Below are 24,694 nucleotides of genomic sequence, written 5' to 3'. Positions count from 1 at the left end.
AGACCGATTACAGCCCGGGCTGTTGCCTCTGACACCACGGAGGTAGATAACCGAGAGCATGACTGTCCGCTCCCTTCTTCTGTGGCTCCAACACCATTTTTTAACGCTGGACCGCTACGTGCTGCGCCAGTTGCTGGTGGCGCTGGCAGCCACTACGGGCGGGCTGGCGGCACTGATCTGGCTTATGCAGTCCCTGCATTTTGTGTCGCTGGTTGTGGACAGGGGCCTGTCCCTGCGTGTGTTCATAGAACTGACCAGTCTTTTGCTGCCGTCCTTTGTGGCGGTGGTCATGCCCATTACCACCTTTATTGTCAGCCTGTTTGTTTACCAGCGTCTGGCCAGCGACCGTGAGCTTACGGTCATGCAGGCTGCGGGGCTTTCCCCCTTCTCTCTGGCGCGGCCGGGGCTGATCTGCGCGGCACTTTCCACCCTGATCGTGTTTGTACTCAACGTGTGGATTGTCCCCTCCTCCTACCATGCGTTCCGCCAGTACGAGCTCCAGATCAGGAACAAGATGGCGGCTTTTATGCTGCAGGATGGTGTTTTTACAAAAGTATCAAACACCATGACCGTCTATATCCGCTCGCGCGACCAGAACGGGGTTTTGTGGGGTATTCTGGTGGAAGATGACCGGCAACCCGACAACCATGCCACAATTCTGGCCAGCCACGGCAATATGGTCATGGTCAATGACGTGCCGCGCGTTGTGCTTTATGATGGGTCCCGTCAGGTTCTCGACCGCAAAACCGGCCGGTTGAACATGCTGGTTTTCAAACAGGACACCATGGATTTTTCTACCGCACACCCATCAAGCCAGCATCTGCGTGATTCAGCCGAGATGTCCCTCTCCGAGCTGCTCTCCCCCGACCCCAGCGCTGTTTCGGCACGGGATACGGGCAAGTTCAAGGTGGAAGGCTGGCGGCGCCTGACCTCCCCGCTAACCTGTTTTTCCTTTGCCATGATCGGCATGTTTGCCATGCTCCGGGGCGCGTTCTCGCGCCATGGCAGCGTAACGCGCCCGCTTGTAGCGGTGCTGTGTGTTGTCGGGTTGCTGGCCGTAACCATGCTTTTGCAAAATCTGGCCGGGCGCAACATGCGGCTTATTCCCCTTATTCCGCTCTTTGCCACGCTGCCCGGGCTGGTCTGTGCCTATCTGCTATTCATGCCGGAAATAAAAGCCAACCGCCGCCAGCCCCAGCAGGCATGAGAGGACGCCCGAACGCATGATCGTTGCCGTCACCCTCTCGCGTTATATTGCGCGGCAGTTCCTGCTGTGCGTGCTGACCATGATTGCGGCCCTGACGGGTATTATCTGCCTGTTTGACCTGATTGACCTGTTCCGCCGGGTTTCCTCCCGCCCTGAAGTTTCCTCCAACATCGTGACGGAAATTGCCGGGCTGCACGTACCTTATTTTGCCATGGAAATTCTGCCGTTTGGCATTCTGCTGGGCGGCATTGTGTGTTTCTGGCGGCTGACGCGCTCATCCGAGCTCATAGTCGCGCGTGCGGCGGGGCTTTCGGTCTGGCAGTTTCTGGCAGCACCTCTGGCCTGCGCCATTCTGCTTGGCATTACGGCCACATGCGTGATCTCCCCCCTTTCCTCCGTCATGTACCGCCGCGCTGCGGATCTGGACCAGCAGTACCTCCGCTCCGACGGAGGGCCTCTCAGCCTTTCTGGCGGTTCACTGTGGCTGCGTCAGGCAGACACACAATACGACCCGCACGGCGTAACCATGCTGCATGCGGGGGACGTACAGGTAACTCAGGGGCAACTGCATATTCGCGATATCAGCGTGTTTCGGCTCGACCATGAAGACAAGCTGATCATGCGAATCGAATCCCCCAGAGGGGCTTTGAAAAACGCAGGGTGGGAGCTTACCGAGGCATCTGTGGTCCGGCCCAACAACATTCTAACGCCTGTTGGCGTCATCGTCCTCCCCACAAGCCTGACCCTTGATCGGGTGCAGGAAAGCTTTGCCTCGCCCGACACGCTTTCCGTCTGGGCGCTGCCGGGTTTTATAACCTTGCTGGATCATTCAGGTTTTTCATCCATACGCCACCGTATTCATTTCCAGTCTCTTCTGGCATTACCTATACTGGCTGGCACCATGGCACTGGTTTCCGCCGGTTTTTCCATGCGTCCGTCACGGCGGGGGGGCGTTGCCAAAATGGTTGGGTCTGGTGTTGCGGCGGGTTTTCTGCTTTTCACCATATCCAAAGTCGCTGAGCAGTTAGGAAAGTCAGGAGCGCTTCCCCCCGTTCTGGCTGCATGGGCACCTACCCTTGCCGGGCTTTGTCTGGCTGTTGCACTACTTCTTCATCTGGAGGATGGCTGATTGATCGTGGCGCTCCGGCCCTTTTGCTGCGCTCTGCTGCGCCGCCGCTCCACCCTGAGTGCTGCAACAGCGCTGGGCAGCGTTGCCGCGTGTCTGGTGATCAGCCAGCCCAAAGCGGCTTTTGCGCAGTTCAAGCCCCGGTCCATGCACGTCAACTCCCAGCAGCGGACATCCCCCAACGACCCGGCCACCTTTCAGGCGGACAAGGTCGATTACAACGATGTGGAACACACCGTAACCTGGACCGGCAACGTGCAGGTATGGCAGGGCGACCGCGTCCTGCGTGCGGACAAGATCGTGTACGACCGGGATTCAGGCCTTATGGCCGCGCGCGGGAATGTGGCCACCATCCAGCCCAATGGCTCGGTCATATACGCCCATTATGCCGAGCTGACAGGCGGCATGAAGGACGGGATCATGCTGCATGTGAACTCCACCATGCCAGATAACGCCAAACTGGCCGCTAACGGCATGCGGCGCACAGGCGGCAAGATCAACGATATGAGCCGCGCCGTATACACGGCCTGCGAAATCTGTGAAAAAGACAAAACCCGCCCGCCCTTCTGGCAGTTCCGCGCCTTTAACGCGACGCAGGACCTTGAACACCAGAAAATAGACTTCCGTGATGCCTATCTGGATATTCTGGGCGTACCAGTTGTCTACCTGCCCTATTTTTCCATGACCGACCCCTCGGCCAAGCGGCGCAGCGGTTTTCTTATGCCCGGGCTTACCCCGCATGACCGTTATCTGGGCACCTATGTTACCATTCCCTACTACTGGGTGATCAACCAGCAGTCAGACATGAACATACAGGGGTTGTTTGCCACCAAAACGGGGCCGCAGCTAAGCGGACTTTACCGCAACCGCCTGAACTTTGGCCAGTTGAGCGTACGTGCAGGCGTAGCCTACGATACGCACAGAGCCGAGATGTACACCAACAACTTCGGCCATCAGGAAAAAAGCGGCGGCAACCATGGCTTGCAAGGCCATGTGTTCATCAGCGGCAACTTCTCCATCAACAAATACTGGCGCGCGGGTGCGAACATCAACTACACCAGCTCCGCCAACTACATGCGTGACTACCGTGTGCAGGGTTATGGGGCAGATACCCTGAACTCCAACGCTTACCTGGAAGGGTTTGGCACCGGCTCCTACAACCGGCTGGACGGGCAGTACTATGAAGGGCTGAACCAGGGGATCATTCACAACAGGGACCTGCCTCTTGTGCTGCCCCGCTACACCTACAGCTTTACCGGCCAGCCCGACATGCTGGGTGGGCGTCTGAGCGTCAACACAACAGACTTCAATGTAAAGCGTGATAACGGGGTTTCCGACCAGCGTGGCGAGTTGCAGCTGAACTGGAACCGCCCGTTCCACACCAAAATGGGCCAGCAGTTCCTGCTGACCCTGCGGCTGGATTCAATGGTCTATCGCGCCCGCAAACTGTACCAGCAGCCAACCTATTATAATACGTCCCATACCTCCGTAACCGGGCAGGTTCTGCCAACCATAGCCCTTAAAACCAACTGGCCGTTTGTGCGGACTTTTGAGCACGGCCGGGGCACGCAGCTGATCGAGCCGATTGTGCAGGGCATTTACGCCCCCAATACCGGCAACAACGGCAACGACATGATCCCCAACGAAGACAGCATGAGCTACGAGTTTACCGATAGCACGCTGTTTGCCCTCAACCGGTATCAGGGCACGGACAGGCTGGACGGCGGGCTACGCGGCAACGTGGGTGTGCATGCCAACTGGACATGGGACGGGCATATTGTGGACCTGCTGGCAGGCGAAAGTTTTCAGCAGCACATTACACATGACATGATCCCCTACTCCGGGCTGGATCACCATGCGTCGGATGTGGTGGCACGCGCACGCGTTATTCCCAGCCAGTATTTTGACTTCACGGCCCGCATGCGTCTGGACCCGCACAAGACCAAAATCAACTTTGGTGATGCGCTTTTCAGCGCAGGTGTGCCGCACTTCCGCATTCGTGGCGGTTATATTTACGAGCCCGTAACGCCCTACTACTACTTTGCCACCAACTACCGCGCCTACTCCCCCAACCAGCTTTACACGACACAGACCAGCGAACTCAGTGGCGGGGTCTCCGTGGACTGGCAGAACTGGCACGCTTCTGGCTTTTCGCGGCGCAGCCTCTCACGCAAGAACTTCGTCTCTCTCGGCGGGGATCTTGGGTATGATAATGACTGCTTCGCTATCGACTTCATGTATCTGAAGCAATACACCACCATTGGTGGGCAGCAGCGTAACTCGACCTATCTGGTCACGGTAAGCCTTAAAACCCTGGGGGCTTTCGGGCTCAAGTAAGAACCGCTTCAAAAATAGTGCCATCTCCGGTATCACAAACAGATCGTTCTGATATGGCAGAAAGCTGAAAGACCGTTCCGTATGCGTCTGCGCTCCTTAACACTGGCTTGTTGTTCTCTTACCGCGCTGGCTCTTCCGGTCTGTGCGGCGGCTCCCCATGCGGCAGCGGCCACCCACCACCACTCATCTGCCGCCAAATCCGCGCAGGCGCCTGCTGCCGAGGCACAGCCCGAACCGGATGACATGATCGTTGCGGTCGTCAACAGCATTCCCCTCACCAAGAGAGACGTGGACAACCGCGGCAAGCTGTTTGCCCTTTCCACCGGCCTGCCTGTGTCCGATGACCTGATGGCCCGCCTGCGCCCGCAGATTATCCGCCAGATGATTGATGAAAAGCTGCGCACACAGGAAATCCTGAGCCGCCACATCAATATTGCGCCTGAACAGATTGCCGCCGCCATTGGCAATATTGAAAAACGCAATGGCATGCCCGAAGGCACCCTGCGCAACCATCTTGCAAAGGATGGTGTCTCCCTGACCACGCTGATCGACCAGTTGCGCGTCCAGATCGGCTGGATTCAGGTCCTGCGGCAGGAGCTTGGGCCACGCTCGCGCGTATCCGCTGGTGATATTGCCCAGCGACAGGCCGCGCTAAAGCGTGAAGAAGGCCGGACGGAATACGAAATCAGCGAAATTTTTGTCAAGGTGGACGACCCCCGCCATGCGGAGGAAGAACTCGCCTTTACCAATACGGTTATTGACGAACTGCACAAAGGCGCGCCCTTCCCCATTGTTGCAGCCCAGTTCTCCCAGAGCCAGACAGCGCTTGACGGTGGCTCCATGGGCTGGGTGCAGGAGGATGAGCTGGACCCCAGCGTGGTCGATATTGTCCGCCGGATGCCTGTGGGCATCGGCGCTGTTTCCAACCCCATTACCGTGCCCGGCGGGTTCCTGATTGTCACACTGAACGGCAAGCGGGTTGTGGGCAAGGAAATGGGGCATATGGTTGATGTCCGTCAGGTTTTTGTCGGGTTTGACACACCGCTCGACCCACAGCATGTGACCCCCCAGCAGGAAGCTGCTCTCCAGAAAGCCATGCACATTGCCCAGACAACCCATAGCTGCACGGAAATGGAAGCTGCCAACAAGGGCGAAGGGGAAAAACGCCCCAGCAACCCCGGTGAACTGCCGCTGGAACGCCTGAACCCGCAAATGCAGTCTGTGCTGGCGGAACTTCCCATTGGTCAGGTTTCGCGCCCCATGGTCTCGCGCGAGGGGATTGATCTGCTGATGGTCTGCTCCAAAACGGAAAAGAACTTTTCCAACCGCTCCCCGAGCGAAATTGCTGACCAGCTGATGAACGAGCGCGTGGAACAGGCTGCACGCCAGCTGGATAGCGACCTGCACCGCCGCGCCATGATCGACCTGCACGTTAAACTGAAAGGGGCGTAACCCTGCCTTCCGAACTGGAAAGCCTGCGCGACGTTATTCGCCGGCATGAACTGGACGCCCGCAAGGCGCTGGGCCAGCACTTTTTGCTCGACCCCGGCATTACCGACCACATTGCAGCCCTTGCAGGCGCGCTGGACGGGCAACATGTTGTGGAGGTTGGCCCCGGCCCGGGTGGGCTAACACGCTCTCTGCTGGCAGCTGGGGCTACCAGCGTTACCGCAGTGGAACTGGATAGCCGCGCTGTGGCAGTTATTCAGGAGCTGGCCCAGTTCTACCCCGACCGCCTGAGCGTGGTCGAGGCTGACGCCCTTAAACAGGACCTGACAGCCCTCTGCCCTGCTCCCCGGCAGATTATCGCCAATCTGCCCTACAATGTGGCCACTCCCCTGCTTGTGGGCTGGTTGCGGCAGGGTACGGCATGGGGGCGGCTGACCCTTATGTTCCAGCTGGAAGTGGCAGAGCGGATCTGTGCCGTACCCGATAGCGAACATTACGGCCGCCTTGCCGTGCTAAGCCAGTGGTGCGCGGATTGCGCTGTGGTGATGAAGCTGCCACCGGGGGCCTTTACGCCTCCCCCGGCGGTCTGGTCCGCTGTGGCCAGCATTACACCCCACCGCGAGCAGCCTGCCCCTGCCCTGTTCAAAGCCATGGAGCGCGTTACTGCTGCGGCTTTTGGCCAAAGGCGTAAAATGCTGCGTGGCTCGCTCAAAAGCCTGAACGGTGCAAAACTGCTGGATGCCGCCAATATAGACGGCACCCGCCGGGCTGAAACCCTGAGCATTGCAGAGTTCGACCAGTTGGCCCGCGCCCATCTGGCGCTGGGTTAGTTCGCGCCAGTTTTGCTCCGCTCTGCATCCACCATATAGTCGCGGGTATAAGGCACAGCGCTTATGGAGGGGGAGAGCTGCAACTGGAAGTTCATGTGCCCCTGTACACGGAAAGCCAGCTCGGCTGCAGCCAGATAGAACTCGAACATTCTGGCAAAGCGTTCGTCATACATGGCTACGGCTTCGGGGCGGCGTGCGGCAAAACGCTCGCGCCAGATGGCAATGGTTCTGGCGTAGTGCAGGCGCAGGATTTCACAATCCGTTACCCATAGGCCCGTCTGCTGCACGGCAGAAAAAACCTCGCTCAATGCAGGGGAATACCCACCGGGGAAGATGTATTTGTTCATCCACGGGTTGGTTGTACCCGGCTCATCACTCCGGCCTATGGAGTGAAGCAGCGCTATGCCATCGGGGGTAAGAGCATTGCGGATGGTTTCAAAAAACGCCTTGTAATGCCCGACCCCAACGTGCTCGAACATGCCAACCGAGACAATCCGATCAAACTTGCGCTTGAGGTGGCGGTAATCCAGCAACTCAAAACGTACCTGCCCGGCAAGCCCCGCATCCTGCGCACGCTGGCGTGCAAAAGCCAGCTGTTCTTCCGAGAGGGTAATCCCCGTAACACGGGCACCGTAATCCTTGGCTAGTGTCAGGGCCATGCCACCCCAGCCACAGCCTATATCCAGCACTTCCAGCCCGGGCCGGTCGAGTTTGAGCTTGGCGGCAATGTGGTGTTTTTTGGCTTCCTGTGCTTCATCCAGCGTTTCTTCCCCAGTGGGGAAGTAGGCGCAGGAATACTGCCAGTCCTTATCCAGAAACAGCGCATACAGGCTGTTCCCCAAGTCATAATGATGGGCCACATTCTGCTTGGAGCGCGAGGTGGAATTAAACTGGATCCAGCCGCGCCGCACATAGCGTAATGCTGCGGAAAGCTGCTCTGCAATATGGCCAGAGGGGTTCATGGCATTCAGCATAAGCAGGTGCAGCAGGTCGTACAGGGTGCAGTCCAGCGGCTCCAGAAAGCCATCCATATAGGCTTCGCCAAAGGCCAGACCGGGGTTGAGCACAAGGGATTTAACGGCAGCAGCATTCTTTAAATGCACGCCAACCTGCGGGCCGGGTTTAGCACCCTGGTAAACAGTGGTGGTCGCGTCTGGCCATAACACGCGCAGGGAGCCAGATTCCACAAAATGCCGCAAGATCGGCCCCAGAACGCGCTTCATGTCCACGTTTCCCTATGCTTAAAAATAATTAAGCAAATACATAGAACGAAACGGACAAACCGACAAAAAAAAAGGACCGGCCTAAGCCGATCCTCTTTTCACACTCTCGCAAAAGCGAAAAATCAGGCCGTTGCGTCCTGAGCTTCAACTTCTTCAGCGTCAGCAACGATTTCGCCTTCAACAAAGGCTTCGTCACCGGCCAGAGTGGCTTCTTCTTCCACGGAGGTCGCTTCGCCACGTGCCTGACGTTCAGCTTCTTCCTGCGAACGGGCAACGTTAACGATAACAGACACGACAACTTCCGGGTGCAGAGCAACCTTGACCTCATAAAGCCCGAGGGACTTGATGGGGTGAGCAAGGGAGACCTGCTGGCGGGAGATGGTAAAACCAGCTTCCGTTACGGACTGTGCCACGTCGCGGGTGCTCACGGAGCCATACAGGCTGCCGCTGTCACCAGCCTGACGGATCAGAACAACCGCCAGACCTTCCATCCGTTCGGACAGACGTTCTGCTTCTTCGCGGTTTTTGATGTTCTGTGCTTCAAGCTGTGCACGTTCACGGTCAAAACGGGCGCGGTTGGCTTCGTTCGCACGAATAGCCATGCCCTGCGGCAGCAGGTAGTTACGGGCATAACCCGGACGAACCTTTACCGCATCACCCATCTGACCCAGATGCGCTACGCGCTGGAGCAGGATTACTTCTGTAGCAGCCATGGTTGTTCCCCTCAGCTCACAACGTAAGGAAGCAGAGCCAGGAAGCGGGCACGCTTGATAGCCTGTGCCAGCTCACGCTGCTTTTTTGCGGAAACCGCCGTAATACGGCTCGGCACGATCTTTCCACGTTCGGAAAGGAAGCGGCTGAGCAGACGCACGTCCTTGTAGTCGATCTTCGGCGCGTTGGGGCCGGAGAACGGGCAGGACTTGCGACGACGGTAGAACGGACGGCGAGCGCCAACAGCCGGACGACGGGCGGCGGGGTTGATTTCTGTTGTTTCAGACATCTGAATTACTCCGCTGCGTTTTCAGGCTGGTCAGCAACCCGGTCGTCGCCACCGCGACGGCCACCACGGCCGCTTTCAAAACGACCACCGGCCGGCTTGGCGCCGCCACGGAAGCTGCCGCGTTCGCCACGATCTTCGCCCTTGCGGGACAGAACGGGGGACGGTGCTTCGTCAATTTCTTCCACCCGCAGCGTCAGCAGACGCAGGATGTCTTCATTGAGGGACAGCTGGCGTTCAATTTCCTTGAGCAGCTCAGAGCGCACTTCCAGACCCAGAAGAGCGTAATGGCCCTTACGGTTCTTTTTGATGCGGTATGCAAGGCTGCGCAGGCCCCAGTATTCACGCTTGCGAACGGCACCGCCGTCTGCTTCGATCTGAGCGGCAATGCCGTCCAGAATAGCGTCTACCTGCTGCTGAGAAATATCATTACGTGCAATAAGCACGCTTTCGTAAAGTGGCATGTTTGCTCCCTTCGGATACAATCAACCCATCCACGCCGAACCCTTTCGGCAGCGGAGCCTCTGAACTGGCCAGAAAGCGAGGGTATAGCCGGACCAATGCCTGAGCCCGGCAGGGAAAGGGAGTGTCAACCACACCCAGCCCAAAAATGCAAGATATTTAGCAGCGCAGATGCGCAGGAATATCCAGCCCAAGGCGGTCTGGCACGTCCCATTCCTCATCCACACGGCGGATCACCTCAAACCCCATCTGCCGGTAGAGCGGCAGGGCGCGGGGGTGGTCTGCCGTGCAGGTATTGACCCGCACGCTCTGCGGGCCATAAGCCCATGCCCGGCGCAGCACTCCATCCAGAAAAGCCCGGCCAACACCAAGCCCTATGGCTTCGGGCAGCAGCCCGAAATAGGCCAGATTGATGTTTTGCGGGTCACCCAGATTGAGTTCATAAAAGCCGCGAATATGCTCATGCTCACGCAGCAGGCCAACTTTTATGGGAGCTGTCGCCAGCAGATGGGCCAAAGCCTTGTCTGACAGAACCTGCCGCATCCACCAGCAGCAGTTGCGCCCGACACCAAAATGCAGGGTCCGGTACTGGCTGACAGACAGGTGTACATCATCATCAAGCACCCAGCCCGGCGGCAAGGCCAGAGCAGGCGTTGCCGGGGGCCGGTCCATACGCATGAAGGTGACCTGCACCTGCATGCGTGTGACCGGTTCCAACAAGCCTAGATCAGTTATCATCCAGGAAGGAACGCAGCTTGCGGCTCCGGCTGGGGTGTTTGAGCTTGCGCAGCGCCTTGGCTTCAATCTGGCGAATACGCTCACGTGTAACGTTGAACTGCTGACCGACTTCTTCAAGCGTATGGTCGGTGTTCATGCCAATACCAAAGCGCATGCGCAGCACGCGTTCCTCACGCGGAGTGAGGGAGGCCAGAACGCGGGTTGTTGCCTCGCGCAGGTTGGTCTGGATAGCCGCATCAAGCGGAATAACAGCCGACTTATCTTCGATGAAGTCCCCAAGATGGCTGTCTTCCTCATCCCCGATCGGGGTTTCGAGGGAGATAGGCTCCTTGGCGATCTTGAGCACCTTGCGCACTTTTTCCAGCGGCATACCCAGCTTTTCGGCCAGCTCTTCGGGGGCGGGTTCGCGCCCGATTTCATGCAGCATCTGGCGCGAGGTGCGCACCAGCTTGTTGATGGTCTCGATCATGTGCACAGGAATACGGATTGTCCGCGCCTGATCCGCAATAGAGCGGGTGATCGCCTGCCTGATCCACCACGTGGCATAGGTGGAGAACTTGTAGCCACGGCGGTATTCAAATTTGTCCACCGCCTTCATCAGGCCGATATTGCCTTCCTGAATCAGATCAAGGAACTGAAGACCACGGTTGGTGTATTTTTTAGCAATGGAAATAACCAGCCGCAGGTTGGCTTCGATCATTTCCTTTTTGGCGCGGGCGGAATCACGCTCGCCACGGGCGACCGTTGCATACACGCGCCGGAACTCACCAATTGGCAGACCGGTTTCCTGCGCCAGCCCTGCCACGTTGTTCCGCAGGTCAATAACCGTTGCTGCGTGCTTGGCCACAAAGTTTTTCCATGAGCGGCCCGGCAGGGCGGAGGCCATATCCATCCAGCCCGGATCCAGCTCGCGGCCACGGTATTTCAACAAGAAATCATCGCGGGAGACACGGCAGCTTTCAGCCAGACGCAGCATGCGCCCTTCCAGCACGTTCAGGCGCTGGAACATCTGCTTGAGCTGGGCCACCAGATCTTCAATCCGGTTGTTGTGCAGGTGAACCTGCTCAACCTTGCTCACAAGCTGGTCGCGCAATGCGATGTAGTTGTCCTCGAACTCGCCATCCACATCCTCACCGGATGTCAGGGCTTCAATCCGGTGCACCTGCAATTTGCGCAGGGCCTCGTACAGGGGTTCGATTTCAGCAAAATGGGCCAGAATCTCTGGCTTGAGTTTTTCTTCCAGCGCGGAAAGTGACAGGCCGCTGCCTTCACCTTCAATATCGCCTTCGGATTCGCTGTCGGACTCTTCAGCCTCTTCGGTTTCGGACTCGGATTCGGCAAAGGCTCCGCCTTCGGCACCCTCAGCCCCTTCCTCCATCGGCCCGCCGCTCTGCATGGCTTCAAGATCCACAATGTCACGCAGCAGCATTTCATTGTTCAGGATTTTCTCGTGCCAGGAGATAATGGCGCGGAAGGTCAGCGGGCTTTCGCACAGGCCGCCGATCATTTCATCACGGCCTGCTTCGATCCGCTTTGCGATGGCGATTTCGCCTTCGCGGGAGAGCAGTTCAACCGTGCCCATTTCACGCAGGTACATCCGGACGGGGTCATCCGTGCGGCCTGCGCTTTCGTTCACATTCCCGGCCGCCGGGCCTTCTGCATCGGCCTCGGCTTCGGGCTCTTCCTCATCCGATTCTTCATCGTCTTCGGCAGGCTTCTGGGCTTCGCCTTCTTCGCTCTCTTCGCTTTCGACCACCTGAATGCCCATTTCGGACAGGACGGCCATAATGTCCTCGATCTGTTCGGAGGACATTTTATCCTGCGGCAGAACGGCATTCAGCTCATCAAACGTGATGCATCCCCGCTCGCGCCCTTTTGCGATCAGCTTTTTGACCGCGGATGACTGAGTATCCAACAGGCTGGAATCACCATCCTGTTCCTGCGCTGCGTTCGTTGATGCCGTTTTTGTCGCCATGCCAGACCTGCTCCTCCCCCCATCTGTATCCCGGACAGGATACAGAACGACCAGTTTACCACACTACACTGTTCACGTTATTCGGGGCGGGCAGGACGTGGGATATACTGAGCGCGAAGTCAAGAGGAACACCCTCAGGAACATTCAGCCACTACTCAGATATCTGCCTCATCCAGTCCACCACGACGCAGGCGCTCCATGGCCTCCAGCCGCGCCTGTAATCTCTGCCATTGGCTGGTATCTCCCGTTTTTTCCAAACAAAAACGGGCCGCGTCGTCCATAACCTCGCGTATGAAATGGTCACGGTACAACAAGCCGTAAAAATGCCACCATCGTGTTCTGGCAGCAACAATCTCTACGTCGCCATGGCTCAGGCCTGCGCCATCAACACGCATGAGCGGCGCCAGAGTTGCCTCCTGCCCGTGTGCCTTCAGCCATGCCCGCAGGTCATCCTCCGTTTGGGGCAGACAACCATCGGCCGACAGATCCAGCAGCACACCACGCAATGGCGCAAAATCCACTGGTAAGTCAAGGCGGCACAGGGCTTCTTCCATTTCTGCCACCAGTTGGGGGTGCTCCACCAGCAGGAGCAGCATCAGGCGTTGCAGCTCCTGCGTCTGGTCCAGATTGACCGTGTGCGAATCCTGCACGGCACCGGGGCTGGCAAAAGCAGACTTCCCTCCCCCGGACTTTGCCTTCCCCCGCCCCTGCTGGCGGAAAGTGGCAAAAAACCGGTCCAGCAATGTCGCGCGGTATTCCGACGCCAGAGCCTTGTCCGGAATAAGGGCGGCAACATCGGTCAGCCTGCGCCGCAGGGCGGCACGCTCCTCCGGCCCCGGGTTGGTAACCCCGGCGGCCAGCAGATCAAACAGCACGCTGGACAAGGGGGAAGCCCCGGCAAAAAACTCCGCCACAAAGGCGGCTCCCCGCTGGCGGACCAGACTATCGGGGTCCTCCCCATCAGGCAGCAGGCAGATGCGCAGCGTGTGCTCGGGGGCAAGCAGGGGCAAGCCGGTTTCCGCCGCTTTTACGGCAGCCCGCCTGCCTGCACCATCGCCATCAAAACACAATATGGGTGCCCGATCGACCTGCCACAGCACTTCCATCTGCTCAGGTGTCAGGGCGGTGCCCAAGGGGGCCACAGCCCCGGTAAAGCCCGCCTGATGCAGGGCTATGACATCCATATACCCTTCCACCACAATCAGGTCCGGGGCCACCACACCTTTGGGCCTTGGCGCCCGCACTGCCGCACGGGCACGGTCCAGCCCGAACAGCAGCCTGCGCTTGGAAAAAAGTGGCGTTTCCGGCCCGTTCAGGTATTTGGGCTGCCCATCCCCCAGAATACGCCCCCCGAAGGAAACAAGCCGCCCCTTGCGGTCACGGATGGGGAATGTCACACGCCCCCAGAACAGCTCGCCCTTTGGCCGACCATCCTCATCCACTCGCATGAGCCCGGCCTGCGCCATCTGCTCGGGGGTTATGCCCTGTGGGGCAAGTGCCTCCACCAGATGCCCACGCCCCGCACTGGCCCAGCCCAGCCCAAAAGCCGTTATGGTCTCACGCGTCAGGCCACGGCCGAGCAGGTAGTCCAGCCCTGCACGCCCTTCGGGCTTGTACAGGGCGGCAGACCACACGGCCTGAGCGGCCTCCAGAACATCTTCCAGCGAGCGGACATGGGCCACCTCCTCACGCGTGGCGCGGGTGTCCCTTGGCACTTCCATCCCTGCGGCGGTGGACAGTTCCTCCACCGCTTCAGGGAAGTTTTTGCCCTCCATCTGCATGACAAAGGAGATGACATCCCCATGCACACCACAGCCGAAGCAATGGAAGTGGTCATCATACACATAGAACGACGGCGTTTTTTCCCCATGGAAGGGGCAGCACCCTTTCCAGTTCCGCCCCGAACGCGCGAGTTTGACCCTACGCCCGATAACAGACGTTATGGGCGTACGGGCGCGCAGTTCATCCAGAAAGTTGGAATCAATGGCCATGGGGTGCGTATGCTGCTCCGTGCTTAGCCCAGCAGGGCCTTTACGGCGGCACTTGCGCGGCTCATATCCAGCGCAGCGCCAAACTTGCCCTTTAGCACACCCATGACCTTGCCCATATCCTTCATGGACGCGGCACCGGTAGAAGCCACAGCCTCGGCCACAGCGGCATTCAGCGTTGCTTCATCCAGTTCAGGCGGCAGGTAGCCACGGATTACGGCAATTTCAGCCTCTTCCTTGTCTGCCAGTTCGGGGCGCCCGGCTTCGCGGTACAGGGTAGCGGATTCCGTGCGGGACTTGATCATGCCGCGCAGGGCGGAAATACCTTCTTCCTCGCTCAGCCCTTCATTCCCCTTTGCACGGCCTGCGATTTCCACATCCTTGAGCTTGGCCGTAACCATGCGAATGGTTGCAACGCGTGCGCTTTCGCCTGCCTTCATTGCGGTTTTCAGGTCTGCCATCAGGCTTTCACGAAGGGTCATGCTTCTTCTACGCTCCATATGTGTTTACAATCGCCCCGCACCATACCACCCGGCACGGGAAAAAGCTTTACGGGAAAAAACTTCCCAGCATCCCGCGCGTTCGCTTTCTCCGGGTGGGAAATTTCTTCCCACCTCGCTGACATGCTGCTAGAAGAGCGCTCCGGGAGGAACCATTTTGCACATGCCCATGTCAATCGACTCCATTATAGCCCGCATTGGCGGCGCAGATGCCACAGCGCGGCTGACCGGCGTTGGCACCGAGGCCATTCGCAAATGGCGGCAGGCGCAGGCCATTCCCTCCCGCCATTGGCCAGCCATTGCGCAGGCCACGGGTCTTTCCCTTCAGGACCTCCAGCCCACACCCGCAGTTACAGACAGACCCTCCCCCCTTGCGGGAGGCAGCCAGACAGGATCATCCATGCCTCAAGCCCGCCCGGATGGCGCGACCGCCGCTCTTGTTCTCGCAGATGGCAGCGTATTGTGGGGGAAAGGCTTTGGCGCCTTCACACCCAAGCCCGCCATTGGGGAAATCTGCTTTTCCACCAGCATGACCGGGTATCAGGAAACCCTGACCGATCCCTCTTTTGCCGGGCAGATCATTACCTTTACCTTCCCGCATATCGGCAATGTTGGCACGAACGCGCTGGATGATGAGGCCGTACGCCCCGCAGCCCTTGGGCTTGTGGTCAAGGAAGACCCGACCGAGCAGGCCAACTGGCGCGCAACCAGCAGCCTGGATGCGTGGCTCAAGCAGCACGGCACCCCCGGCATTGCCGGCGTGGACACCCGCAGCCTGACCCTGAAAATCCGTGACGGCGGTGCACAGACCGCAGCCCTTGTCTTCCCTGCCGATGGCAAGTTCGATCTGGACGCCATTGCCGCAGAAGTTGCCGCATGGCCGGGGCTGGAAGGTATGGACCTTGCCAAGGAAGTCACCTGTGCAGCGCCCTATGACTGGTCCGAAGGTGTGTGGTCATGGCCAGACAACACCGCAGCCCCCACCGGCAAGCGCCGCAAGGTTGTTGCGGTGGACTACGGGGCAAAACGCAACATTCTGCGCTGCCTTGTAAGTGCTGGCTGTGATGTGACCGTAGTCCCCGCCACCACCACGGGTGAGCAGATCCTCGCCCTCAAGCCCGAAGGTGTGTTCCTGTCCAACGGTCCGGGGGACCCGGCAGCCACGGCCACCTACGCCGTTCCTGCCATCCGCACCGTGCTGGAAGCGGGCATACCGCTGTTTGGCATCTGCCTTGGGCACCAGCTTCTGGCACAGGCTCTTGGGGCCAAGACCTACAAGATGGAACGCGGCCACCGGGGCGCCAACCAGCCCGTGCAGGACCTTGCAACCGGCAAGGTGGAAATTACCAGCCAGAACCACGGCTTTGCCGTAGATGCCAAAACCCTGCCCGACGACGCGCATGTGACCCATGTCAGCCTGTTTGACGGCTCGAACGAAGGGCTGGCATCCGACAAATACGCAGCTTTTTCCGTCCAGTATCACCCCGAGGCAAGCCCCGGCCCGTCAGACAGCTTTTATCTGTTTGAACGGTTTGTCACCCTGATCGACACCAACGGCGTCAAGCACTAACAGGACCGAACGCATCATGCCCAAACGGACAGACATCCGCTCCATCCTCATCATCGGCGCCGGTCCCATTGTTATCGGTCAGGCGTGCGAATTCGACTATTCCGGCGCACAGGCCTGCAAGGCCCTGCGGGAAGAAGGGTACCGGGTTATTCTGGTCAACTCCAACCCCGCCACCATCATGACCGACCCCGGCCTTGCGGATGCCACCTATGTGGAGCCCATTACGCCAGAAGTGGTCGAGCGCATTATCCTCAAGGAAAAGCCAGACGCAGTCCTGCCCACCATGGGCGGGCAGACGGCCCTGAACACGGCCATGGCGCTGCATGCCTCGGGCTTTCTGGAAAAGCACAATGTTGAGCTGATCGGCGCCAAGGCCGACGTGATCGACCGTGCAGAAGACCGCCAGAAGTTCCGCGAAGCCATGGATGCCATTGGCATTGAAAGCCCGCGCAGCTTTATTGCCCATACGCTGGCCGAAGCGCACGAAGCGCTCAAGCAGATTGGCTTCCCCACCATTATCCGCCCTTCCTTTACCATGGGCGGCTCCGGCGGTGGCATCGCCTATAACCGGGAGGAGTTCGAGCGGATCATCCTCTCGGGGCTGGATGCGTCCCCCACCACGGAAGTGCTGGTTGAAGAGTCCGTTCTGGGCTGGAAAGAGTACGAAATGGAAGTTGTGCGCGACACCGCGGACAACTGCATTATCATCTGCTCGATCGAAAACATCGACCCCATGGGCATCCACACGGGTGACTCCATTACCGTAGCCCCCGCCCTTACGCTGACCGACAAGGAATACCAGCGTATGCGCGATGCCTCCCTGGCCTGCCTGCGCGCCATTGGGGTGGAAACGGGCGGCTCCAACGTGCAGTTTGGCGTAAACCCCGCCGACGGCCGTATGGTGGTGATCGAGATGAACCCCCGTGTCTCGCGCTCCTCGGCTCTTGCTTCCAAGGCTACGGGGTTCCCCATTGCCAAGGTCGCGGCCAAGCTGGCTGTGGGTTACACGCTTGATGAACTGAAAAACGACATCACGCGCACAACCCCGGCCTCCTTCGAGCCGACCATTGACTACGTTGTGGTCAAGATCCCGCGCTTTACGTTTGAAAAATTCCCCGGCGCACCGGCCCTGCTCTCCACCTCCATGAAGTCGGTTGGGGAAGCCATGGCCATTGGCCGCTCCTTCCCCGAAGCGCTCCAGAAGGGCCTGCGTTCGATGGAAACCGGGCTGCATGGGCTGGACCCCGTGGAAGCCCCCGGCGATGGTGGGGAAGATGCCTTCCGTGCAGCGCTCTCCCAGCCGCGGCCGGAGCGTATTCTCATGGCAGCTCAGGCGCTGCGGGCTGGCCTGTCGGTTGAAGCCATTCACGAAGCCTGCAAGTTTGAACCGTGGTTCCTGCGTGAGATGGAAAAAATCATCCGCGCGGAACGGGAAGTCGAACACCACGGCCTGCCCAAGGATGCGCAGAGCCTGCGCCGCCTGAAAGCCCTTGGCTTTTCCGATGTGCAGCTCTCCCGCCTGTCGGGCACGCAGCCTGAAGAAGTGGACCAGCTCCGCACAAAAGCGGGTGTTACCCCCGTTTACCGCCGGATTGATACCTGCGCGGGTGAGTTCGCCTCCGCAACGCCGTACATGTATTCCAGCTACGAAGGGCATTTTGCCCCCCCGACCTGTGAATCCAACCCGACGGACCGCGAAAAGATCATTATTCTCGGCGGTGGCCCCAACCGTATCGGTCAGGGTATCGAGTTCGACTACTGCTGTGTGCATGCCGCCTACGCCCTGCGTGAGGCCGGGTATGAGACCATTATGGTCAACTGCAACCCCGAGACGGTCTCCACCGATTACGACACCTCCGACCGCCTGTATTTTGAACCCCTGACCGCCGAGGACGTAATTGCCCTGATCCGTTGCGAACAGCGTAACGGCACGGTCAAGGGCTGCATTGTGCAGTATGGCGGCCAAACCCCGCTCAAGCTCTCCCGCGCGCTGGAAGCCGCTGGCATTCCGCTGCTGGGCACACCGGCAGATGCCATTGACCGTGCGGAAGACCGCGAGCGCTTCCAGGCCATGCTGCACAAGCTTGGCCTGCGCCAGCCCGAAAACGGCATTGCCCGCAGCCCCGAAGAAGCCGAAAGCGTAGCCGAGCGCGTAGGCTACCCCGTGGTTGTCCGCCCATCTTACGTGCTAGGCGGCCGGGCGATGGAAATCGTGTATGACCGCGCCTCCCTCCAGCGTTACATGCGTGACGTGCTGCGGGTTGCCGGGCATGAGATTTCCTCCGGCCCGATCCTGCTCGACCGCTACCTGAACGAAGCGATTGAAGCAGACGTGGACTGCATTGCCGATGGCACGGATGTGTACGTGGCCGGCGTTATGGAACACATTGAAGAAGCGGGCATTCACTCGGGTGACAGTGCCTGCGCCCTGCCGCCCTATACCCTCTCCCCCGCCATTGTGACCGAGCTCAAGGCCCAGACCGAAGCCATGGCCCGCGAGCTTGGCATTGTGGGGCTGATGAACGTCCAGTACGCCATCAAGGATCAGGAGATCTTTGTGCTCGAGGTCAATCCTCGCGCATCGCGCACTGTGCCGTTTGTAGCCAAGGCAACGGGTGTGCCGGTCGCCAAGATTGGCGCACGGGTTATGGCAGGCAGCAAACTGAACACCTTTAATCTGGACGACCGCGCCGTGGTGCCGCATGTGGCCGTCAAGGAAGCGGTGTTCCCCTTCAACCGCTTTGCGGAAGTGGACACCATCCTTGGGCCGGAAATGCGCTCCACGGGTGAAGTCATGGGGCTGGATACCTCGTTCGAGCGGGCTTTTGCCAAATCCCAGCTTGGGGCTGGCGTGCGCCTGCCCATGAGCGGCACGGTGTTCCTGTCCGTGCGGGAAAGCGACAAGCCCCAGCTGCCGCCACTTGGCCGCCTGCTGGCTTCCATGGGCTTCAAGATCGTGGCCACACGGGGCACGGCACGCAAGCTGCGTGAATCCGGGATCGAGGTCAGCGTGGTCAACAAGGTGCTTGAAGGCCGCCCGCACTGCGTGGATGCCATTCGCTCCGGTGAGGTGCAGATGGTCATCAACACCGCACAGGGTGCGCAGTCGGTGGCAGACAGCTTTGACATCCGCCGCTCGGCCCTTGTACTGGGCATTCCGCACTACACCACCATGGCGGGCGCGCGTGCGGCAATCCATGCGATTGCGGCAATGCGTGAAGGACCGCTTGATGTTGCGCCACTTCAGTCATACTTTAGCGGTTCGTTCTGAGCGCACGGGGTAGCCTTTAGGGCTGCCCCATCCGTTCCATGCCGGGCCAAACCCCACGAGTGTGAGGCGTCACCCGACGCGATTATTGTGTAACTACTGCGCCGGGCCAGCAGGCCCGGCAGCTTTTATTCTGGGGACACGTCTTGCAGAAAACTCCAATGACGGGCAAGGGTCTGCTTCAGCTTGAAGACGAGCTGCGCAAGCTGAGATCAGAAGAACGCCCAGCTGTTATCCGCGCCATTGCGGAAGCCCGCAGCCATGGCGACCTTTCGGAAAACGCTGAATACCATGCCGCGCGCGAGCGCCAGTCCTTTATTGAAGGGCGTATTCAGGAACTGGAAGAACTGATCTCCACCGCCGAGGTGATCGAGCCTTCCTCCCTGTCTGGCAGTCATATCAAGTTCGGTGCGACCGTGTGCCTTGTTGACGAAGATACGGACAAGGAAATCACCTACCAGATCGTGGGCCTGCACGAGGCGGACATCAAACAGAGCAAGATTTCCATTTCCTCCCCGCTCGCCAAATCCCTGATTGGCAAGCAGGAAGGTGACACCGTTTCCGTGCCCGCTCCCGGCGGGGACCGGACTTACGAAATCCTGTCCGTCAAATTTATCTGACATGATCTCCCTCGAAGATGTCACCGCCGCGGCCGAGCGCATTCGTGGCAAGGTTATCCGCACGCCAACACTGCCCTCCCACGCGCTCTCCCGCGCAACGGGGGCGGATATTACGCTCAAGCTGGAAAACCTTCAGGCCGTTGGCTCCTTCAAGGAACGCGGGGCCGCCAACAAGCTGGCTCTGCTGACCCCGGAGGAACGCGCACGCGGTGTTATTGCCGTATCTGCTGGCAACCACGCACAGGGTGTGGCCCGCCATGCCAGCCTGCTGGGCATTGACGCAGTTATTGTCATGCCCAAGTTCACGCCCACCGGCAAAGTGGTACGCACCCGCAACTGGGGTGCGCGCGTGATACTGGAAGGTGAAACCTTTGCCGAAGCCCTGATGTTTGCACAGGACATGCAGGCGCGCGAAGGCCGGACCTTTGTGCACCCGTATGATGATGCCGCCGTTATGGCAGGTCAGGGCACCTGCGCACTGGAACTGCTGGAAGATGCGGGCGAGCTGGACATGCTGGTAGCCCCCATTGGGGGTGGCGGCCTGCTGGCGGGCTGCTCCATTGCCGCGCGCGCACTGCGCCCGAACATGGAGCTGATTGGCGTGCAGGTTGAATCGTACGATTCCCTTGCGGCTTTCCCCGGCCCGGCCACACACCCCAATGGTGGTTCCACCATTGCCGAAGGCATTGCCGTACTCCAGATTGGCAAGCAGACGGATGTGGTCATTCGCAAGCAGGTGGACAAGGTTCTGGTTGTTTCCGAATGTGCGATTGAAAACGCCATTACCCTGCTGGCCGAAGGTGCAAAACAGGTGAGCGAAGGGGCCGGAGCCGCTGCTCTTGCCGCCGTGCTGACCTACCCCGACCTGTTCCGGGGTAAAAAGGTGGCTCTTCCCATCTCTGGCGGGAACATTGACAGCCGCATTCTGGCCAACACCCTCCTGCGCGCCATGCTGCGCGACGGGCGCATCCTGCGGCTGGTTATGGAAATTCCCGACCGCCCGGGCGTGCTGGCCGATATTTCCAAAACCATCGGGGAAGCTGGTGGCAATATTATAGAAGTCTCGCACCAGAGGCTTTTTGCCGCCCCCTCTGTGCAGGCTGCCCAGCTTGAGGTGATGATAGAAGCGCGTGATCCCGAACACGCAGCCCTTATTACCAAGGCGCTGGAACGCACCTACATCGTACGCAGGGCCTGAAGGCTTTATTGCACTTTGGAATAAAGCCTGAACGGGGTGGTGGAAGCAGTTCCACCACCCCGTTTTTGTATCCACCCGCCTACCCTGTGCGCGACCTCTTTATCTTCCCCGCGTTTTGGTGGCATTATTCATGCAGAACCAAAAAAAACATAAAAATGAGGTCCCACACCATGCCATCCACCCCGCAGCCCCCCAAGCGCACTGCCATGCTGGTCATTCTTGACGGATTTGGCTGGCGCGAAGACTCGTCAGACAATGCGGTGCAACTGGCCAGAACACCCAACTTTGACCAGTTGTGGCAGGCCAACCCGCACAGCTTCCTGCGCACAAGCGGGGAGGACGTAGGCCTACCTGCGGGGCAGATGGGCAATTCGGAAGTCGGGCACCTCAATATTGGCGCAGGCCGGGTGGTCATGCAGGAACTGCCGCGTATTTTTACCGCCATTGAAGACGGGTCCTTGGCGCACAGCCCGGTTTTGACTGATTTTATTGCCACGCTCAAAAAAACCGGTGGCACCTGCCACCTTATGGGGCTGATTTCCAACGGTGGGGTCCATTCCCATCAGGACCACGCCGCAGCCCTTGCCCGTATTGTCAGTGACGCAGGCGTACCCGTAGCCCTGCACCTGTTTACCGATGGCCGCGATACAGCCCCCCGCTCGGCACACACCTACCTGCAACAGCTCCGCGCGGCTTTGCCTGCCAGTGTGCAGCTTGCCACCATATCGGGCCGCTATTACGCCATGGACCGCGACAAACGCTGGGACCGGGTGGAAAAAGCCTACAACGCTCTGGTCAGCGCCACCGGCCTGCAGGCCAATACGCCAGAAGACGTTGTAGATGCAGCCTATGCGCAGGATGTGTCGGACGAATTCATTCTCCCCACCGTGCTGGCTGGCTATGCGGGCATGCAGGATGGGGATGGTATTCTGTCCTTCAACTTCCGGGCAGACCGTATCCGCCAGTTGATGGATACGTTGCTGGAGCCGGATTTTGCAGGCTTTGCCCGCAGCAAAACGGTGCATTTTGCCGCAGCTCTGGCCATGACCCACTACAGCGATGCACTGGCGGGGCGCATGACCGTCCTATTCCCGCCGGAAGAACTGACCAACCTGCTGGGCGAAGTAGTCGCGCAGGCAGGGCTCCGCCAGCTCCGTATGGCGGAGACGGAAAAATACCCCCACGTCACCTACTTCATGAATGGTGGCCGCGAAAAACTGTTTGAAGGCGAGGACCGTATTCTGCTGCCTTCCCCCAAAGTGGCCACCTACGACCTGCAACCCGAAATGTCAGCACCAGAACTGACCGACAAGGCCGTAGCCGCCATTAAAAGCCGGGAATACGACCTGATCGTGCTCAACTTTGCCAACCCGGACATGGTGGGCCATACCGGGGTGCTGGCCGCGGCCATTACCGCCGTGGAAGCCGTGGATACCGGTCTGGGCCGCATTGCCCGCGCGCTGGAGGAAGAACACGGAATCCTGCTGGTAACAGCCGACCACGGGAACTGCGAAACCATGAAAGACCCGCAGACAGGCGGCCCGCACACAGCCCATACGCTTAACCTTGTGCCCTTTATTGTTGCTGGTGCCAGCGCAACAAAACTGCATGATGGCGGCAAACTGGCTGATCTGGCCCCGACCCTGCTTGATGCCCTCAACCTGCCCAAACCCGCCGAAATGACAGGCCAGTCCCTGCTTGCGCACTGAATGAGCACCCCCCGGCCATTTTTTTACGCCACAGGCCCCTCTACCAAAACAGGTGGTACACTGGTCGGGGCAGCATTGCTGCTGGGGGTGGGCCTGCTCTGCCCCCTACAGGCAGTCTGGGGGGCCGAGCACACACACCATGCCCGGCAGGCCGGCGCCACCAGCGCGCACAAAAAAAAGCATGCCAGCCAACAGGGCACACCAACCCCGGATACGCTGCCCAATACGCGCCCCCCAGCCCACGGCAAGGTGGGACATTCCGTTTTGCAGGCACAGGCGGCGGTAGAAGCCGCCCGCGCGCAGCATCTGGCCATGGAGCAGGAAAAAAAACGACAGGCAGAAGCCATAGAGGCGTCACGCCTTAAAAACGAAGCCGCACAGGCAGCGGCCATGCAGGCCAGAAATCAGGCACTCGCCCTGTCTGCGGCAACCGTGGCCGCAACCAGCCAGTTGCATGATACGGAACAGCAGATCTCCGACCTGAGCGAGCGCATTAACGCAATCCGGGATGAACAACGGAACCTGCAAAACGCCCTGCGCACCAGCGCACAGGCCCTTGCCCCCATTCTGCCATTGGCTGAACGCTTATCCCTTTACCCATCCGATACCCTGCTCGCAGCCCCTGTACCACAGGGGGAGGCCGTAACCGGGTTCTTGATCCTGCGGGGGTTATCTCGTCAGATGGAGGTGCAGGCACAGGGCATGCGCACCCAGCAGGCGCGCCTGAGTGCTGTGGATGCGGACCTTTCCGCCCAGTACGCAACCCTTGCGGGGCTAAAGCAGAACCAGCGCCAGCAGCGTGATACCGTACGCCAGCAGGCTGCCCGTGCCCGCATCACCCAGCAACAGGCCAGCAAACTGGCGCAAAACACCGCACAGCAACTGCTTGCTGCAACCCAGCGCGCCTCCAGCCTGCAGGATGCGATTGCCCGGCTGGACGCGCTGGAAGATACCGCCCGCGCCGCCCTACAGCGCGAAATTGCCGCCGCCGAGCAGGCACATCAGGCCGAGCGGGTACGGGCCGCCCGCCAGCAGGAGGCTACACTCAGCCAGAACCAGGGGCCGGGTCTGGCTGAACACAGCACAGGCACGGGCTCACAACCTGTGGCAGGCAAACTGGTTTCGGGCTGGGGGGTTGCCAGCGATTCCGGCCCCACAACCGGCATGACGTACCGCACCCCACCGGGGGCAAGTGTACGGGCCCCCTGTTCTGGCAGCGTGGACTTTGCCGGGGCATTCCGCAGCTACGGGCAGATGGTTATTTTAAACTGCGGACGGCATTACCGCTTTGTTCTGGCAGGACTTTCCGAGCTGAGTGTGGACACGGCACAGAGTTTGACAAAAGGCGCACCCGTGGGACACATGAGTGCCGCAGGCAGTTCCGCCACACTTTTCATTCAGCTGCGTAACGGACAAAAAACCGTCAACCCCGCTCCGTTTCTGTAAAGAGAGAGGCGGGTTGCACGCTCAGGCTGTTTCCCTCTGTTGCGGAACACG

General features: G+C 59.6%; 19 protein-coding genes. 11 read left to right on the top strand and 8 right to left on the bottom strand.

Features of this window, described 5'->3' with window-relative positions; genetic code table 11:
* Nucleotides 1–58: 58 nt before the first annotated feature.
* From lptF to rsmA, 5 genes are all read left to right on the top strand, one after another.
* Nucleotides 59–1,207, top strand: a complete 1,149-nt coding sequence (lptF, locus tag HK20_RS11465) for an LPS export ABC transporter permease LptF (protein ID WP_086647177.1) — start codon at nt 59–61, stop codon at nt 1,205–1,207.
* Between the two features lie 16 nt (nt 1,208–1,223).
* Entirely contained in the window at nt 1,224–2,336 is a 1,113-nt protein-coding gene (gene lptG / locus HK20_RS11460) for an LPS export ABC transporter permease LptG (protein ID WP_086647176.1), read from the top strand.
* Nucleotides 2,337–2,342: 6 nt separating this feature from the next.
* Nucleotides 2,343–4,670, top strand: a complete 2,328-nt coding sequence (locus tag HK20_RS11455) for an LPS-assembly protein LptD (RefSeq protein WP_086647212.1) — start codon at nt 2,343–2,345, stop codon at nt 4,668–4,670.
* Between the two features lie 81 nt (nt 4,671–4,751).
* Complete coding sequence (locus HK20_RS11450; RefSeq protein WP_086647175.1) at nt 4,752–6,122, top strand: peptidylprolyl isomerase; 1,371 nt, start codon at nt 4,752–4,754, stop codon at nt 6,120–6,122.
* 2 nt (nt 6,123–6,124) lie between these two features.
* Entirely contained in the window at nt 6,125–6,949 is an 825-nt protein-coding gene (gene rsmA, locus HK20_RS11445; RefSeq protein ID WP_086647174.1) for a 16S rRNA (adenine(1518)-N(6)/adenine(1519)-N(6))-dimethyltransferase RsmA, read from the top strand.
* Here the strand turns inward: rsmA and HK20_RS11440 are convergent.
* The 8 genes from HK20_RS11440 to HK20_RS11405 all read right to left on the bottom strand — a co-directional run bounded on the left by HK20_RS11440 (nt 6,946) and on the right by HK20_RS11405 (nt 14,814).
* Complete coding sequence (locus tag HK20_RS11440; protein WP_086647173.1) at nt 6,946–8,172, bottom strand: cyclopropane-fatty-acyl-phospholipid synthase family protein; 1,227 nt, start codon at nt 8,170–8,172, stop codon at nt 6,946–6,948. The two genes, rsmA and HK20_RS11440, sit on opposite strands and share 4 nt — an antisense overlap.
* A gap of 122 nt (nt 8,173–8,294) precedes the next feature.
* Nucleotides 8,295–8,885: a 50S ribosomal protein L9 gene (rplI, locus tag HK20_RS11435; RefSeq protein ID WP_086647172.1), complete on the bottom strand. Its 591-nt coding sequence runs from the start codon at nt 8,883–8,885 to the stop codon at nt 8,295–8,297.
* An 11-nt stretch (nt 8,886–8,896) separates the two neighbouring features.
* Nucleotides 8,897–9,172, bottom strand: a complete 276-nt coding sequence (gene rpsR / locus HK20_RS11430) for a 30S ribosomal protein S18 (protein WP_025827191.1) — start codon at nt 9,170–9,172, stop codon at nt 8,897–8,899.
* Nucleotides 9,173–9,177: 5 nt separating this feature from the next.
* Nucleotides 9,178–9,633, bottom strand: coding sequence for a 30S ribosomal protein S6 (gene rpsF / locus HK20_RS11425; protein WP_086647171.1), 456 nt, complete (start codon nt 9,631–9,633; stop codon nt 9,178–9,180).
* A gap of 157 nt (nt 9,634–9,790) precedes the next feature.
* Nucleotides 9,791–10,369 carry a GNAT family N-acetyltransferase gene (locus HK20_RS11420; RefSeq protein ID WP_086647170.1) on the bottom strand — a complete coding sequence of 193 codons (579 nt, stop codon included), beginning with the start codon at nt 10,367–10,369 and terminating at the stop codon, nt 9,791–9,793.
* Nucleotides 10,359–12,344 carry an RNA polymerase sigma factor RpoD gene (gene rpoD, locus HK20_RS11415; RefSeq protein WP_086647169.1) on the bottom strand — a complete coding sequence of 662 codons (1,986 nt, stop codon included), beginning with the start codon at nt 12,342–12,344 and terminating at the stop codon, nt 10,359–10,361. The genes HK20_RS11420 and rpoD overlap by 11 nt, the downstream gene beginning before the upstream one ends.
* A 155-nt stretch (nt 12,345–12,499) precedes the next feature.
* Entirely contained in the window at nt 12,500–14,335 is a 1,836-nt protein-coding gene (gene dnaG, locus HK20_RS11410) for a DNA primase (protein ID WP_086647168.1), read from the bottom strand.
* Nucleotides 14,336–14,358: 23 nt separating this feature from the next.
* Nucleotides 14,359–14,814 carry a GatB/YqeY domain-containing protein gene (locus HK20_RS11405; RefSeq protein WP_086647167.1) on the bottom strand — a complete coding sequence of 152 codons (456 nt, stop codon included), beginning with the start codon at nt 14,812–14,814 and terminating at the stop codon, nt 14,359–14,361.
* Nucleotides 14,815–14,995: 181 nt separating this feature from the next.
* Between HK20_RS11405 and carA the strand changes: the two genes are divergently transcribed.
* The 6 genes from carA to HK20_RS11375 all read left to right on the top strand — a co-directional run bounded on the left by carA (nt 14,996) and on the right by HK20_RS11375 (nt 24,643).
* Nucleotides 14,996–16,402 carry a glutamine-hydrolyzing carbamoyl-phosphate synthase small subunit gene (gene carA / locus HK20_RS11400; protein ID WP_086647166.1) on the top strand — a complete coding sequence of 469 codons (1,407 nt, stop codon included), beginning with the start codon at nt 14,996–14,998 and terminating at the stop codon, nt 16,400–16,402.
* Nucleotides 16,403–16,418: 16 nt separating this feature from the next.
* Nucleotides 16,419–19,673 carry a carbamoyl-phosphate synthase large subunit gene (gene carB / locus HK20_RS11395; RefSeq protein ID WP_086647165.1) on the top strand — a complete coding sequence of 1,085 codons (3,255 nt, stop codon included), beginning with the start codon at nt 16,419–16,421 and terminating at the stop codon, nt 19,671–19,673.
* A 143-nt stretch (nt 19,674–19,816) separates the two neighbouring features.
* On the top strand, nt 19,817–20,290 hold the full coding sequence (gene greA / locus HK20_RS11390; RefSeq protein WP_025827198.1) for a transcription elongation factor GreA: 474 nt from the start codon (nt 19,817–19,819) through the stop codon (nt 20,288–20,290).
* Nucleotide 20,291: 1 nt separating this feature from the next.
* A complete protein-coding gene (locus HK20_RS11385) occupies nt 20,292–21,488 on the top strand; it encodes a threonine ammonia-lyase (RefSeq protein WP_086647164.1) in 1,197 nt (398 codons plus the stop codon).
* 170 nt (nt 21,489–21,658) lie between these two features.
* Entirely contained in the window at nt 21,659–23,197 is a 1,539-nt protein-coding gene (gene gpmI / locus HK20_RS11380; protein ID WP_198943923.1) for a 2,3-bisphosphoglycerate-independent phosphoglycerate mutase, read from the top strand.
* A complete protein-coding gene (locus tag HK20_RS11375) occupies nt 23,198–24,643 on the top strand; it encodes a murein hydrolase activator EnvC (RefSeq protein ID WP_086647162.1) in 1,446 nt (481 codons plus the stop codon).
* The last annotated feature ends 51 nt before the right edge of the window (nt 24,644–24,694 follow it).

The sequence above is a fragment of the Acetobacter sp. DsW_54 genome, assembly GCF_002153575.1.
Classification (GTDB): Bacteria; Pseudomonadota; Alphaproteobacteria; order Acetobacterales; family Acetobacteraceae; genus Acetobacter; species Acetobacter fabarum.
Note: the sequence above shows the minus strand (reverse complement) of the source record. Positions and strands in the feature narration are given on the sequence as shown.